This window comes from Paraburkholderia youngii (assembly GCF_013366925.1).
In the GTDB taxonomy this organism is placed as follows: Bacteria; Pseudomonadota; Gammaproteobacteria; order Burkholderiales; family Burkholderiaceae; genus Paraburkholderia; species Paraburkholderia youngii.
Map to the genome: position 1 here is coordinate 6,399,506 of NZ_JAALDK010000001.1, position 14,148 is coordinate 6,413,653.

The 14,148-nt window shown below is 62.7% G+C and carries 12 protein-coding genes; 8 read left to right on the forward strand and 4 right to left on the reverse strand.

What is annotated here, in order from left to right:
• The first annotated feature begins 70 nt into the window (after nucleotides 1-70).
• Nucleotides 71-1,432, forward strand: a complete 1,362-nt coding sequence (locus G5S42_RS29165) for a GTP-binding protein (protein WP_176109900.1) — start codon at nucleotides 71-73, stop codon at nucleotides 1,430-1,432.
• 99 nt (nucleotides 1,433-1,531) lie between these two features.
• On the opposite strand, the gene G5S42_RS29170 is transcribed toward G5S42_RS29165, so the two are convergent.
• The gene (locus tag G5S42_RS29170; protein WP_013090989.1) at nucleotides 1,532-1,810 is read right to left on the reverse strand and encodes an HU family DNA-binding protein; all 279 of its coding nucleotides are present in this window, start codon (nucleotides 1,808-1,810) and stop codon (nucleotides 1,532-1,534) included.
• Nucleotides 1,811-1,828: 18 nt separating this feature from the next.
• Complete coding sequence (locus G5S42_RS29175) at nucleotides 1,829-2,026, reverse strand: hypothetical protein (RefSeq protein WP_176109901.1); 198 nt, start codon at nucleotides 2,024-2,026, stop codon at nucleotides 1,829-1,831.
• A 230-nt stretch (nucleotides 2,027-2,256) separates the two neighbouring features.
• On the opposite strand from G5S42_RS29175, the gene mnmC reads away from it, so the two are divergent.
• The 7 genes from mnmC (at nucleotide 2,257) to G5S42_RS29210 (ending at nucleotide 11,637) form a co-directional block, all read left to right on the forward strand.
• Nucleotides 2,257-4,224 carry a bifunctional tRNA (5-methylaminomethyl-2-thiouridine)(34)-methyltransferase MnmC2/FAD-dependent 5-carboxymethylaminomethyl-2-thiouridine(34) oxidoreductase MnmC1 gene (gene mnmC, locus G5S42_RS29180; RefSeq protein WP_176109902.1) on the forward strand — a complete coding sequence of 656 codons (1,968 nt, stop codon included), beginning with the start codon at nucleotides 2,257-2,259 and terminating at the stop codon, nucleotides 4,222-4,224.
• 971 nt (nucleotides 4,225-5,195) lie between these two features.
• Complete coding sequence (locus tag G5S42_RS29185) at nucleotides 5,196-6,401, forward strand: cation:proton antiporter (protein ID WP_176109903.1); 1,206 nt, start codon at nucleotides 5,196-5,198, stop codon at nucleotides 6,399-6,401.
• 87 nt (nucleotides 6,402-6,488) lie between these two features.
• Nucleotides 6,489-7,604 carry a YbdK family carboxylate-amine ligase gene (locus tag G5S42_RS29190; protein WP_176109904.1) on the forward strand — a complete coding sequence of 372 codons (1,116 nt, stop codon included), beginning with the start codon at nucleotides 6,489-6,491 and terminating at the stop codon, nucleotides 7,602-7,604.
• A 569-nt stretch (nucleotides 7,605-8,173) separates the two neighbouring features.
• Complete coding sequence (locus G5S42_RS29195; RefSeq protein ID WP_176109905.1) at nucleotides 8,174-8,812, forward strand: MarR family winged helix-turn-helix transcriptional regulator; 639 nt, start codon at nucleotides 8,174-8,176, stop codon at nucleotides 8,810-8,812.
• A 142-nt stretch (nucleotides 8,813-8,954) separates the two neighbouring features.
• The gene (locus G5S42_RS29200; protein WP_176109906.1) at nucleotides 8,955-9,668 is read left to right on the forward strand and encodes a glutamine amidotransferase; all 714 of its coding nucleotides are present in this window, start codon (nucleotides 8,955-8,957) and stop codon (nucleotides 9,666-9,668) included.
• A gap of 110 nt (nucleotides 9,669-9,778) precedes the next feature.
• Nucleotides 9,779-10,891 carry an NADH:flavin oxidoreductase/NADH oxidase gene (locus G5S42_RS29205; RefSeq protein ID WP_152852608.1) on the forward strand — a complete coding sequence of 371 codons (1,113 nt, stop codon included), beginning with the start codon at nucleotides 9,779-9,781 and terminating at the stop codon, nucleotides 10,889-10,891.
• A 212-nt stretch (nucleotides 10,892-11,103) separates the two neighbouring features.
• The gene (locus tag G5S42_RS29210) at nucleotides 11,104-11,637 is read left to right on the forward strand and encodes an SET domain-containing protein (RefSeq protein WP_176109907.1); all 534 of its coding nucleotides are present in this window, start codon (nucleotides 11,104-11,106) and stop codon (nucleotides 11,635-11,637) included.
• An 83-nt stretch (nucleotides 11,638-11,720) separates the two neighbouring features.
• On the opposite strand, the gene G5S42_RS29215 is transcribed toward G5S42_RS29210, so the two are convergent.
• Nucleotides 11,721-13,235 carry a sensor histidine kinase gene (locus G5S42_RS29215; RefSeq protein WP_176109908.1) on the reverse strand — a complete coding sequence of 505 codons (1,515 nt, stop codon included), beginning with the start codon at nucleotides 13,233-13,235 and terminating at the stop codon, nucleotides 11,721-11,723.
• A 155-nt stretch (nucleotides 13,236-13,390) separates the two neighbouring features.
• On the reverse strand, nucleotides 13,391-14,077 hold the full coding sequence (locus G5S42_RS29220) for a response regulator (RefSeq protein WP_013090980.1): 687 nt from the start codon (nucleotides 14,075-14,077) through the stop codon (nucleotides 13,391-13,393).
• Between the last annotated feature and the right edge of the window lie 71 nt (nucleotides 14,078-14,148).

A 14,148-nucleotide genomic window follows, 5' to 3' on the forward strand; every position in this document is an offset into this window, starting at 1 on the left:
GTCGCAGCGACGCCGACGATTTGGCCCCACGCCCCGCACGCCTTCCAATCTTCCCGTATTTCGTACCGCGATGAACCAGCCGCTAATGCCCATCACCGTGCTCTCCGGTTTTCTGGGCGCTGGCAAGACCACGCTCCTGAACCACATCCTCGCGAATCGCGCCGGTTTGCGCGTCGCCGCGATCGTCGACGATCTGGCCGACGTCGATATCGAGCCGACGCTCGTGCGTGATGCGGCCGAGCTGCCGGGCGTCGGCGAGCAGATCGTCGAACTCAGGAACGGCTGCATTTGCTGCACACCGCGCGACGATCTGCAAAGCGACATCCGTCGCCTCGCCGGCGAAAAGCGCTTCGACGTGCTGGTGATCGAATCGATTGGCATCGCCGAGCCCATGTCGATTGCCGAAACCATCACATACGATGGCGACGAAGCCCCGTCGCCCGGCGAAGCCGCCCGGCTCGATACGATGGTCACGGTCGTCGATGCGTTCAACTTCCTGCGCGATTACGCGTCTGCCGATGCGCTCTCCGAACGCGGCGTCACGGTCGACGAAGGCGACGACCGCATGATCGGGGAGTTGCTGATCGAGCAGATCGAGTTTTGTGACGTGCTCGTCGTGAACAAGATTGATCTCGTCAGCGCGGACGAGCTCGCGCGTTTGCAGCGCATCCTCGCGCGCCTGAACCCGCGCGCGGTGCAGCTCGTGAGCCGCTTTGCCGACGTGCCGCTCGATCAGGTGCTGAACACCGGACGCTTCGATTTCGACGAAGCGTCGAATGCGCAGGGCTGGCTCGCGGCGCTCGAGCACAAGCACGAGAATGAGCACGGCGGTAAAGATGGCCGCATGCATCACAGCGAAGCCGACGAATACGGCGTCGGCTATTTCGTCTATCGCGCACGCCGGCCGTTTCATCCGCAGCGGCTATGGGAGCTGCTGCACCAGGAGTGGAAGGGCGTACTGCGCAGCAAGGGATTCTTCTGGCTCGCGACGCGCAACGATATCGGCGGTTCGCTCTCGCAGGCCGGTGGTGCTTGCCGGCACGGCCCCGCGGGCATGTGGTGGGCCGCGCAGGATCGCAGCGAATGGCCGGAAGGCGACGACGAGCTGGCCGCCGAAATCGCCGCCGACTGGTACGGCGAGCCGGACGATATGAGCATCGGCGATCGTCGTCAGGAGTTCGCGCTGATCGGCGTCGATATCGATCCCGCCCTGTGGCGCGCGAAGTTCGATGCCTGTCTGCTCACCGACGACGAATACGCGCTCGGGCCGCAAGCCTGGCAGCAGTTCCCCGATCCGTTCCCGGCATGGGAGTTCGACGACCACGATCACGATCACGATGACGACCAGCATCACCATCATCATCACGGGCACGGCGACGACTGCGAGCATTGTGGACATGACCACGGCAAGAACGCGCATCGTCATGACTGAACGAAGCACGCCGCGCATTCGAACCTCATGCACGGACGAAAAAAAACCCGCCACTGGCGGGTTTTTCTCGCGGGTGTCAACTGCCCGGCAGTAGTCTGCTTAGCGCTTGTTGACTGCGTCCTTGAACGCCTTGCCTGCCGTGAACTTGACAGTCTTGGCAGCCGGGATCTTGATGGTTTCGCCGGTCTTCGGATTACGCCCCGTACGCGCTGCGCGCTTGCCCGAACCAAAGCTACCGAAGCCGATCAACTGGACCGCCTCACCCTTCGACACAGACTTCTTGATCACTTCAAGCAACGTGTCCAGCGTTTCACCGGTTTGAGCCTTGCTGGCGCCCGTCTGTCCTGCGACAGCGTCGATCAGTTCCTGTTTGTTCATTAAGGTTCCTTTCTGAGTTTAGGTTGATACGAACAGCGCGACCGCGCCGATTATACGTGCGCGCACCGCGCCGTCGAGCAGCTGCGGCCCCGATCCTGAAGATCTCCCACGCCGGACAGGATACTGTTCGGCGGCCGTGCTGCCGCTCCCTTCGCGGCGCTTGCTATGATAGCGCAGCGCAAACCCAATCAGGATAAGGGTTTCGAGGAATTGCACGGTTTTCGGGCCGTTCTTGCAAGTAAATCGAAATTTTGCCCTTCAGCACCCCCTAAACGAGGGCTGAAACCCAGTCCTGGCGGGGGTTAGCGTTGGTTTTTGCCAACGCAGCAAAGCGTCTGAAAGCGTCCTGATGGGTCTTTTGCGGCGACTCGCGCGCGGCGCGCGCCGACTCCGACCATCGAACCCGCTCTTTCGAGCGATCTTTTGAGCGTGTTTTCCCGTCGCGCATGACCGATCCGCTGATCCCCGCCGTCCTCGCTTTCCGCGACAACGGCAGCCCCTTTTCACCGCACTACGACGACATCTATCACAGCGCCGTCGGCGCGCTCGAGCAGGCTCGCTACGTCTTTCTGCGCGGCAACGAATTGCCCGAAAGATGGCAGAGCCGTCGAACCTTCACCGTGCTCGAAACCGGCTTTGGCATCGGCATCAACTTTCTCGTCACGTGGGCCGCGTGGCGCGCCGATCCCGCACGCTGCGAGCGGCTGCATTTCGTGTCGACCGAAAAGCATCCGTTTAGCGCGGCCGATCTGCGCCGCGTCCACGAATCGACGATCTCCGATCCGCTCATCACCGAACTCGCGGACACGCTCGTGAACGCATGGCCGATGCTCGTGCCCGGTACGCACCGGCTCGAATTCGAAGGCGGCCGCGTCGTGCTGACGTTGATCTTCGCCGATGCGCTCGACAGCCTGCCCGCATTGCGGCTGCGTGCCGATGCGTTTTATCTCGATGGCTTCGCGCCCGCGAAAAATCCCGAGCTGTGGAGTCCGGCGATCTTCAAGGCGCTCGCGCGTGTCGCCGGCGATGACGCAACCTTCTCCACCTATAGCAGCGCGGGCGACGTCAAACGCGCGTTGACGCAATGCGGCTTCGAGTATCGCAAGGTCGACGGCTTCGGCTGGAAACGCGCGATGCTGGTCGGCCGCTTCGCGCCGCGCTGGCGTGTGCGCCGTTATGAACCGCCCGCGCCGTTCGGCCATGATGAACGACATGCGGTCGTGATCGGAGCGGGGCTGGCCGGCTGCGCAGTGATCGAGCGGCTTGCGGCACGCGGCTGGCGCGTGACTTCGCTCGAGCGGCATGGGTCGGTTGCCCAGGATGCGTCGGGCAATCCGGCCGGCGTATTCCACCCAATGATTTCGCGCGACGACAGTGTCGCGTCGCGCGTCACGCGGGCGGGCTTTCTGTACTCGCTCAATCGTTGGACCGTACTCGAAAACGCAGGGCATCGACTGGCCCGCGGAGATCGCGGCCTGCTGCAGATCGCCGCGGACGACGACGAATCGCGCGCGATCGGCGCGGCCATCGCCACGTTTCGCTATCCGTCCGAATACGTGACGCCGGTCTCCGCGGCCGATGCAGCGCAACTCGCCGGCATGCCGCTCGCGCGTGGCGGCTGGTTCTTTCCGCGCGGCGGCTGGATCGATCCCGCCTCTCTTTGCGCGGCGCAATTGGCATCGGCAGGCGGCTTGCTTGAACGACGCTTCGGCGTCGAAGTCGCGCGGCTCGAACGTTGCGGCGACCAGTGGACCGTCTTCGATATCGCGGGAAAGATGGTCGCGCGAGCGCCGGTCGTGATCGTCGCCGGTGCGCATGAAGCTGCGCGCATCGCTGGCTTGCGTCATGCGCCGACTCGCAGCATTCGCGGTCAGTTGAGCTTGCTGCCGGCGGGGACCGTCGCGCCGCTCGCGCTGCCGGTGATCGGCGAGGGCTATGCCGTGCCGCTCGCGAACGGCGTCACGCTGACAGGCGCGACCTATGAGCTCGACGACCCCGACACGTCGCTGCGCGCGGACGGTCACCGCGAGAATCTCGAGCGCGTCGCGCAGATGCTGCCGTCGTTCGCAAGCGCACTCGATGAGGCGTCGCTGAACTCGCTCAGCGGACGCGTTGCGTTTCGCTGCGTGACCTCGGACCGCATGCCGATGATCGGCCAGCTCGCTGACGAAGCCGCCGCCGCACGCGATGCTGCTCGCCTGCGCGGCGCCTGGCCGCTCGATCTGCCGCGCGTCGACGGTCTATACGGCGCATTCGCTTATGGTTCTCGCGGGCTGGTGTGGGCCGCGCTCGGCGCTGAACTGATCGCATCACAGATCGAAGGCGAGCCGTGGCCGCTGGAACGCGATCTCGCCGAGGACATCGACCCCGGGCGTTTTCTGCTGCGTTCGTTGCGACAAGGGACGATCGGTTAACCGGTTCGACCATTGCGGAGTTAACGCCCGGCACGTTAACTCCGCCCGCGCTGTAAACCACGTTAACCGACACCTCCGCTTATCCACCGCAACCTGTGGATAACCACGCAGTTAGCCGGCGCAAGTGGTGTGGAGCCGTTGTGGACGTAAACGGGGTAACTGGGACATCACGAAAAAGTGCGAAAAGTTGCTCGCGTATACCGGCCGCAGCCGCACATGCTGTCCATCCGGTTATGCGGCCGACAACCTGATGATTTATTTCGGAAAACATAGGTTATCCACAGAAACCGAGGCAGCTTGTTAACTGTTACTACGTATACATACGGTAAACCAGTAAACAGCAAAGACGGGGGCTAGCGCCCCGCCTATCGGCTGGATGAATTTCGTTCGAGCTGACGTAAACGGATTGCTCGATGCGCGCGGTTAACCTGGGAAGAGCGCGAAAGAAACGCAGACCAAACCGCACATCAAGGTCACACACGCGGGCGTAATGCCAGGGAGCGGATTCACCGTTCGCGATGTTGTTGAAATTGACGGGATACCTCGAAAAAAGGTCGCTTTTTCCGTTCGGTATGAAAATAACGTACTTTTTTACCGTTTTGCCAGCGAGTTAACGTCTTTTCGGTTAACGCGGAACAAGCTATGGCACAATCCCGGTTCTTTTCCGCGTCGTGCCACCGCATCTGACGGCACGCGCAGCAACGGAACGGTGCCGGTCAAACAGAATCTGATTCAAGGTCGACGGCGTTCCTTCACCGTGCCTGTTGCTACTGCCGCATCCCGTGAATGTGCCCGACTCAGTGCGGTTTTTTGCGGCCGCGGCGCATTCCGATCATCCGATCATTGAAACCTCGCAACGCTGACTTCGCGAAGCGCTTGCGACAACGAGCGCTCTCGGTTCGCTCGTGCCACGGCGTGCGTGTGCGCCGGTTCGTGTCGTCTGCCGTTGCTGCCAAGGAGAACCCATTACGATGAATTCGGCGTTTTCGTTTCTGCCTGCGTGGCCGCTTTCACCCGACGCCATTTTCTGGGCAGGTCTCGCATTGCTTGTCGCTGGTCTGTGCGGCGAGCTTTGCTTTCGCGCGTGGCGTTTACCGCGCATTTCCGGCTATGCGGTGATCGGCCTCATAGCCGGCGGGGCCGGCTTTGGCGTAATCGATGCGGATTCCGCGAGCGCCGCGCGGCCGCTGCTCGACGTCGCGCTCGGCCTGTTGCTGTTCGAACTGGGCAGCCGGCTCGATCTGCGCTGGATCCGCCGTAATCCGTGGCTGATTCTGTCGAGCGTGGCCGAAGCCACGCTGACTTTCGTGCTGGTGCTGCCGGTGCTCCTATTCCTGCACGTGCCGCTGATGGTCGCGACCGTACTGGCCGCGATCGCGATGGCGACATCTCCCGCGATGGTGATCCAGCTCAAAACCGAACTGCGCGCCGAAGGCCAGGTCACGCAGCGTCTTCTGACCTTGACCGCGCTGAACAGCATGTACGCGGTCGTGATCGAAAAGCTCGTGTCGAGCTGGCTGCATCAGGAGGTTTACGGCAACGTGTTCGCGACGATCCTGCAGCCGTTGTACCTGCTGGTCGGCTCGCTCGTGCTCGCATATCTGCTCGCGCGCACCTGCACGTTCTTCTATCGGCGCCTGAACATGCACGACGAGCATTCGTTCGTCGCGCTGTTCGGTCTCGTGCTGCTTGCGATCGCAATCGCGCATCTGTTCAAGCTATCGACGATTCTCGCGCTGCTCGCCGCGGGCATCATCGTGAAGAATCACGAAGCGCGTCCGCAGTTGTGGCCGCAGCATTTCGGCACCGCGGGCTGGCTGCTGACGGTGATCCTGTTCGTTCTGACGCTGACGTCGTTCGAATGGAGGCACATCGCGTTGGGCGGAGTCGCGGCGCTGGGCCTGATCGTTGCTCGCCTCGTCGCGAAGCTGGTCGGCGTGCTGGCTTTCGCGAAGCCGAGCGGCCTGAACCTGAAGCAGGGCATCGCACTCGGCCTGTCGTTGTCACCGATGTCGGCGCTCGCGTACCTGCTCGTCGACGACACGTACAACCTGTATCCGAGCTTCGATCCGCAATTGCGCGCGATCGTCATGTGTTCGATTTTCGTGCTGCAGATTCTCGGGCCGTGGCTCGTCTATCGCAGCCTCGCGCTCGTCGCCGAGCGGCGCGTGGGGTGAGCGTGAAACGCGCGTGGGTGCCATGCGCGTTTCACGAACCCGTCTTTTCAATTCCTTCGCCTCAAACGACCTGACTCAGGGGACGCCATGTCACTCGAACCCTTCATCGATTCGAAACCGTTCACGTTCGGTATCGAACTCGAAATGCAGATCGTCAATACGCACGACTATGATCTGACCAAAGCCGGCACCGATCTGCTGCGCCTCATCAAGGACGAAAAAATCCCCGGCAACATCACGCCGGAAATCACCGAAAGCATGATCGAGCTGTCGACCGGCATCTGCACGTCGCACGAACAGGCGGTCGCCGATCTGCGCAAGATTCGTGACACGCTGGTATCCGCCGCCGACCATCTGAACGTCGGTTTGTGCGGCGGCGGAACGCATCCCTTCCAGCAATGGAGCGAGCGGCAGATCGTCGATACGCCACGTTTTCAGTATCTTTCCGAGCTGTACGGCTATCTCGCGAAGCAATTCACGGTGTTCGGCCAGCACGTGCACATCGGTTGCCCGAATCCGAACAGCGCACTGTATCTGCTGCATTCGATGTCGCGCTTCATCCCGCATTTCATTGCGCTGTCCGCGTCGTCGCCTTTCGTACAGGGTGTCGATACCGGATTTCATTCGGCACGACTGAATTCCGTGTTCGCGTTTCCGCTGTCGGGCCGCGCGCCGTTCGTGCTGACGTGGGACAGCTTTGAGGAGTATTTCTCGAAGATGGTCCACACGGGCGTGGTCAACAGCATGAAGGATTTCTACTGGGATATCCGTCCGAAGCCGGGGTTCGGCACGATCGAGGTTCGGGTGATGGATACGCCGTTTTCGGTGGATCGCGCCGCGGCGATCGCCTGCTACATCCAGACGCTCGCGCGTCATTTGCTGCTCGACAAGCCGATCACGCCGCAGGAAGACGACTATCTGGTCTACACGTTCAACCGTTTCGAAGCCTGCCGTTTCGGACTCGGCGGCACCTGCATCAATCCGCAAACCGGTGAACGAAAGACGATTTCCGAAGATATCCTCGAAACGCTCGAACAGATCGGATCGCATGCGCAAGCGCTCGGCTCGGTCAATGCGCTGGCCGAAGTCGGCGCGATCGCGCGTGGCCAGGTCAACGACGCGACGTGGTTGCGCAGCGTGTTCGCGCAGGAGAAGTCCTTGCATGAAGCGGTTCGGCAGCAGTGTTTGCAGTGGCGAGCCTAGCCGCGAATACCTCATGAAACCGTTTGCGTGCGGCAGTTACGCGACGTTCCGACGAAACCCGCCCCGTGCGGGTTTTTTTTCGTAAAAAAATTTTTACGCCTTTTCGTGCGCGCAACCCTTCAGGTTTGTCGAAAGTTTACGTATACCAGCCTAGGGGCAGTGAGCAGGCGTTGCCAAAGGCTGTGGACAACTGAATAAATACCTGCAAAGTCAATGCTCTGGGGAATTGATAACCGGGCTGACGAGAGACGCTCCGGCCAAGCCTGGCAAGCCCAACCGAGGAAACGCTCGACACGCTGCAAGTCCTTGTTGCAAAACGGTACACAGGCTATCCAAACGTTTTCCCCTGCTTATCCACAGCTCGCGTTGGATAAGTTAGCTGTACGATTTGCGGGTCTCGCATAGAATGTCGTTTTTCGCCGCCTTCGGCTTCCAAGGCGGTGTATTTTTGAGATAGTACAAACGGCTTCATCCGCGGTTGGACGAAGCTACCCACACACGCGACAGGCGTACCCCGGCAGGCAACCGCCGGCATCGCACCAAAGCGGTAAATAAACGAATCGAAGATTATGAGCGAAGGCGTATACGGAGAACAGGCAAACGGGCGAGTGACCCACAGCCTCTTGCGATTGAGCACGGCGATGCGAAGCCAGGCTTGGGAATGGGCGGAAGGCGCGGGCCTGACGCCGACCCAGGGTGAGATCCTCGTGCTGTTGATGCAACGCAAGGGGCCGATGCGTCTCGGCGAGATCGCGCGCGAAACGGCGTTGACCGCCGCGACCACCAGCGATGCGGTCAGCACGCTCGAGACCAAGGGTCTCGTCGAAAAGCGTCGCGCACTCGACGACGGTCGCGCGCTCGCGGTACGCCTGACCTCGCGTGGCCGCACCGCTGCCAAACGCGCCGCGCAATGGCCGGACTTCCTGTCCAAGGCGGTCGGCACGCTGCGCGAGGACGAACAGTCGGTGTTCTATCGCACGCTGCTCAAGACCATCTATCAGCTCGAAGCGCAAAACACGATTCCGTCGCATCGCATGTGCCTGAGCTGCACGCATTTCCAGGCAAGCAAGAATCCGAAGAAGACGCCGCATCATTGCGCGCTGCTCGACCTGAACATGTCGGATACCGATGTGCGTCTCGACTGTTCCGTGCACGAAACGGCGGACGTAGCCACCCAGAAGAAGACCTGGAAGATCTTCGCGCAATAACCGGCGTCTTCCGGAACAATCCGCTAACATGACCTGGCCGGCTACGGCGGGCGGTATACGCCGCCTGCTTGCCGGCTGGTGCCGTGCAAGGATAAAGTCGTTGGCGGCAAGTCGTTAGTCAACCTGAAGATAGGGCAGGCCGATGAATCGGGAAGTACTCGCCATCCGCCATGTGCACTTCGAGGATCTGGGCAGTCTCGAGCTCGTGCTCGGTGAGCGCGGGCGTCCGGTCCGCTATCTCGACGTGGGCGTCGCCCGTATCGAGGCGCCCAATCCGATTGCCGCGTCGCTGATGGTCGTGCTGGGCGGCCCGATCAGTGCCACCGACGATGCGCTGTACCCCACGCTAGCGCCGCTGCTGTCGTTGATCGAAAAGCGCATTGCGGCCGGTTTGCCGACACTTGGTATCTGCCTTGGCGCACAGCTGATCGCCCGGGCGTTGGGTGCGCGCGTCTACCCCGCGGCTCAGGCCGAACTAGGCTGGGCACCGCTTACGCTGACCGATGCGGGCCGCGCATCGCCACTGCGTCATCTCGATGGCGCTCATACGTCGATGCTGCATTGGCACGGCGACACCTTCGATCTGCCCACCAACGCGACCCGTCTGGCTTCGACTCGGGCCTGCGAGAATCAGGCCTTCGCATGGGGCGATCACGTGCTGGGCTTGCAGTGTCATCCTGAGATCCGCACCGATCGGTTCGAACCTTGGCTGATTGGCAATGCCAATGAACTGTCGGGTCACGGCATCGACGCGCGACAGTTGCGCGCCGACACCGCTCGATACGGTCCCGCGCTCGAAGCCGCCGGGTGTCGGATGTTCGGCGAATGGCTCGATCAGGTCGAGACGAAGGTCTAAATGGCTGGCCGCATGGCGACGTAAGTGGCCAGCGAGGTGCCCCCGTTTCTGCAGCAAACCGCGCGCGGTGCTATGCTCGATCGCTCTCGGGCTTTCACTGGACGTAATCCATGAGCGCGCTTTTTTCTCCGCTCACGCTGCGTAGCGTGACGCTTCCCAACCGTATCGTCGTCTCCCCGATGTGCCAGTACTCCGCCGAACGCGGCGAAGCGACCGCATGGCACATGATTCACCTCGGCGGGCTCGCGCTATCCGGCGCGGGCATGCTGTGCATCGAAGCGACCGCCGTCGAGCCGGATGGCCGCATCACCCCCGGCGATCTCGGTTTGTGGGACGACGCGACCGAAGAAGCGCTCGTGCCGGTGCTGGCCGCGATCCGCAAGCATTCGCACATCAACGTGACGATGCAACTGGCGCACGCGGGCCGCAAGGCATCGAGCCATGTGCCGTGGGAAGGCGGCCAGCTGATTCCGGTGTCGCAAGGCGGGTGGCTGCCGCATGCGCCGTCGGCGCTGCCGCACAAGCCGGGCGAGGAGCCGCCGCTTGCGCTCGATGTCGCCGGCCTGCACCGGATTCGCGAGGCGTTCGCCGCGTCCGCGCGCCGCGCCGCGCGTCTTGGCATCGATGCGCTCGAAGTGCATGCCGCGCATGGCTATCTGCTGCATCAGTTCCTGTCACCGATCGCGAATCAGCGCACCGACGACTATGGCGGCTCGCTGGAAAACCGCATGCGTTTCCCGCTCGAAATCTTCGACATCGTGCGGGCCGCATTCCCTGCCGACAAACCGGTCGGCGTGCGCGTGTCGGCGACCGACTGGGTCGAGGGCGGCTGGACGCTGGAAGACACGATTGCGTTTGCACACGAGCTGGAAAGGCGCGGCTGCGACTGGATCGACGTGTCGTCGGGCGGCGTGTCGCCGCTGCAGAAAATTCCGCTTGAGCCGGGCTATCAGATTCCATTCGCGAAGGCGGTCAAGCACGCAACGGGTCTGGCTACGATCGGCGTCGGGCTCATCACCGATCCGCTGCACGCCGAGCAGCTGATCGAAGCGGGCGATGCCGACCTGATCGCGCTGGCTCGTGCGCTGCTCTATAACCCGCGCTGGCCGTGGCATGCGGCCGCCAACCTCGGCGCGACCGTCGAAGCGCCGCCGCAGTACTGGCGTTCACAACCGCGCGACCAGAAAGCGCTGTTCGGCGACATTACGTTCGGTCAACGGTGACGCTCGTCGCACGTTGAACACACGCATCGGCTGACGGTTGAAGGAAGCCGTCGACAGCGTGTAGGATGCCGGTTGTGGCGCGATGCGCGTCGCAAGTCGACGCGGCGCTCGCAGGGCGCCGCGTTTGCTATTCGCGTCAGAAAAAGCCGCGCGCGAGACGCGCCTGACGATTGCCAGACTTGATCCCCCAGTTCTTCACAAGGATTCATTCAATGAATTCACGCAGGATCGCCGTGCGCCGTTCGGGTGTGCACGGCAAAGGCGTGTTTGCTCTCGAACCGATCGCGGCGGGCGAACGACTGATCGAATACAAGGGCGAGCGGATTACCTGGAAAGAAGCGTTGCGCCGTCATCCGCATAATCCGGCTGAACCGAATCACACGTTTTATTTCGCGCTGGATAACGGCAAGGTTATCGACGGCAAGGTGAATGGCAATAGCGCGCGCTGGATCAATCATTCATGCGCGCCGAACTGCGAAGCCGAGGAAATCGACGGACATGTGTACGTGCATGCGCTGCGCGATATCGCGGAGGGTGAGGAAGTCTTTTACGACTACGGCCTCGTGATCGACGCGCGGCAGACGAAGAAGCTGAAAAAGGAGTACGAATGCCGTTGCGGCGCGCGCAAGTGCCGCGGCACGATGCTGGCGCCGCCGCAAAAGGGCAAGGGCGGCGGCAAGTCGGGTAAAGGTGCCGACAAGGACCAGAAGTCCAGCAAATCGGCGAAGAAATCGAAGAAGAAATGAGCCACGGGCCGGCGCGCGGCGTTAGCTGTCTGCACTGATCGAGGCGCCAAGGCGAATGCCGCCGGGGCAGCCCGGCAAACCTTCTACAAATCGACCGGCGCCGAGTGCGCCGGTTTTTTCGTGGCGCGTCGCTCGTTGGCATCGCTGGCGGTGGCAGCGTCTGCCGACGCACTGGGCGGCAGCAACGGAATCCTCACGATAAAGCGTGCGCCACCCTCCGGCGCGTCCTCGTAATGCACGCTGCCGTGATGCAGCACCATGATGTCGTGGACGATCGCAAGGCCCAGACCCGCGCCGCTGTCGACGCCCGCCTCGGTCTGCCCGTCGCCGCGGAAGAACCGCTTGAACAGATCCGCCTGCTGCGAACGCGGCACGCCCGGCCCGTTGTCTTCGACGACGATCTCGGCCATGCGCAGATCGTCGATCAGGGTCTGCGAAACCCTCACCGTGATGCGTCCGCCGTCGGCCCGCGAAGGCGGCACATACTTCAGCGCGTTATCGAGCAGATTCGCGATCACTTCGTGCAGCAGTACCGGGTTGCCGCGCGCCATCAACGGGTCGTCGTTCGACGGATCGTCGAGGCGCTGGAAGCCGAGGTCCACGTGTACCGCTAGCGCGCGCGGCACCCATTCGGCGCCCGTGTCGAAGGCGAGCCCGGCCATGTCGACATTGACGAAGCGGGCCGCCTGTTCACCCGGCTCGGCGCGCGCGAGCGACAGCAATTGATTCGACAACCGCACGGCCCGATCGGCCGCGGCGCGCAGTTCGCGCACGGCGGCGAGCGTCTGCTGCGGATCGCGCGCGACGACCGCCTGCTCCGCATGCAGCTTCACCGCGGTGAGCGGCGTGCGCAGCTGATGCGCGGCATCTGCGATGAATTTACGTTGCGCATCGAGGGCGGCTTTCAGACGATCGAGCAGCGCGTTCAGCGCGCCCGTCAGCGGACGGATCTCGACCGGCACATAGGTTTCGTCGACCGGCTCGAGCGACGTGTGCGTTTGCCGGTTCAGCGAATCGGCGAGCGCGGTCAGCGGATTGAGCTGCTGATTGACGACGCGCCACACGATCACCCAGCCGGCGAGCAGCAGCAGCAGCAACGGCATCATGATCGCGATCAGAAACTCCGCGGCGATGCGGTAACGGTGATGCACGGGCTGCCCGACTTCGACGACGATCGGATTGCCGCCCGGCTGATCGACGCGCACCTGAGCGACCCGCACGGTCACGCCTTCGTGCTGCGTCTCGAATACGTACGCGTAATGCATGCGGCGCACGTTGGTGCCTTGCAGCGGCAGATTGTGGTCGCCGGCGATTTCGCTGTCGCCGGTGCTGATCCGGTAGACCAGATGTTCGACCGGGTCGGAGAACATCGCTTGCGCGAGCGGCGGCACCGTGATCGCCGCTTCCGGTCCGGCAATCTGGATCTGTTTGGAAATAGCGGTCGCGAGGTCCGCGAGCGAACGGTCGACCACGTGCTGCGTGTACTGCCAGGCGAGCCAGTAGGCGATCAGGCCGCTCATCAGCGCGAGCAGCGACAGGGGAGCAGCGAGGCGCCGCAGCAGCGTGCGGCGCAGACTATTGGCGGCCGGCTGGTGCATGATCTTAGGCGCGGGAAAGTTGTGACTGCGGTAGCAACGGCGCGAAGCGCCTTGAGGCAGTCCGGTGTCCGGCACGACGCGCAGCGGGCACAGCCGATGCGCGGCGCCGGTCCGGCGCCGTCAGGCCGCGACGCAATGCGCGGCCTTCACGACGATCATGCGGCCTGGCGGATTTCCTGCAACAGATAGCCAAAGCCACGCACGGTGACGATTTCGACACGGCAGTTCTCGAGCTTCTTGCGCACACGGTGCACGTAGACTTCGATCGCGGTATCGCCGAGATCGCCGCCGAAGTGCGTCAGGTGATCCTGCAATTGCGCCTTGCTGACGACGCGGCCGTGACGCAGCAGCAGCATTTCGAGCACTGCGAATTCGCGCGGCGACAGTTCGAGCGGTTTGTCGTCGTTGAAGATGCGGCGGTCGACGCCCGACAGCCGCACGCCACCCAGTGACACTTCCGGACGCGGCATGTCACCGTGCGGACCGCTGCGGCGCATCACCGCGCGAATGCGCGCTTCCAGCTCGGCCGGCTCGAAAGGCTTCAGCATGTAGTCGTCCGCGCCGGAGTTCAGGCCTTGCACGCGGTCGTTCAATTCGTCGCGCGCGGTCAGGATGATCACCGGCGTGTGACGGTTGCTCTGGCGGAAACGCGACAGCAGCGTCATGCCGTCGATACCCGGCAGACCCAGATCGAGGATCACGAGTTCGTGGCGGTTTTGGGTGAGGGCCTGTTCGGCAAAGATGCCGTCATGGACCATGTCGACGGTGAAGCCGGCTTGTTCGAGACTGCTTTGGATGCCGCGTGCGATGGGGCGGTCATCTTCGATCAGAAGGAGTCGCATGGATTTCGCTCAAGTACAATGGGTTTAGGCGTTTTGGCAAGCGGTTCGCCGGGGCGCCTGCAACACAGCCA

Coding starts and splice junctions, on each gene's coding strand:
- G5S42_RS29165 (WP_176109900.1), top strand. CDS start 71: ATGAACCAGCCGCTAATGCCCATCACCGTGCTCTCCGGTTTTCTGGGC.
- G5S42_RS29170 (WP_013090989.1), bottom strand. CDS start 1,810: ATGAACAAACAGGAACTGATCGACGCTGTCGCAGGACAGACGGGCGCC.
- mnmC (WP_176109902.1), top strand. CDS start 2,257: ATGACCGATCCGCTGATCCCCGCCGTCCTCGCTTTCCGCGACAACGGC.
- G5S42_RS29185 (WP_176109903.1), top strand. CDS start 5,196: ATGAATTCGGCGTTTTCGTTTCTGCCTGCGTGGCCGCTTTCACCCGAC.
- G5S42_RS29190 (WP_176109904.1), top strand. CDS start 6,489: ATGTCACTCGAACCCTTCATCGATTCGAAACCGTTCACGTTCGGTATC.
- G5S42_RS29195 (WP_176109905.1), top strand. CDS start 8,174: ATGAGCGAAGGCGTATACGGAGAACAGGCAAACGGGCGAGTGACCCAC.
- G5S42_RS29200 (WP_176109906.1), top strand. CDS start 8,955: ATGAATCGGGAAGTACTCGCCATCCGCCATGTGCACTTCGAGGATCTG.
- G5S42_RS29205 (WP_152852608.1), top strand. CDS start 9,779: ATGAGCGCGCTTTTTTCTCCGCTCACGCTGCGTAGCGTGACGCTTCCC.
- G5S42_RS29210 (WP_176109907.1), top strand. CDS start 11,104: ATGAATTCACGCAGGATCGCCGTGCGCCGTTCGGGTGTGCACGGCAAA.
- G5S42_RS29215 (WP_176109908.1), bottom strand. CDS start 13,235: ATGCACCAGCCGGCCGCCAATAGTCTGCGCCGCACGCTGCTGCGGCGC.
- G5S42_RS29220 (WP_013090980.1), bottom strand. CDS start 14,077: ATGCGACTCCTTCTGATCGAAGATGACCGCCCCATCGCACGCGGCATC.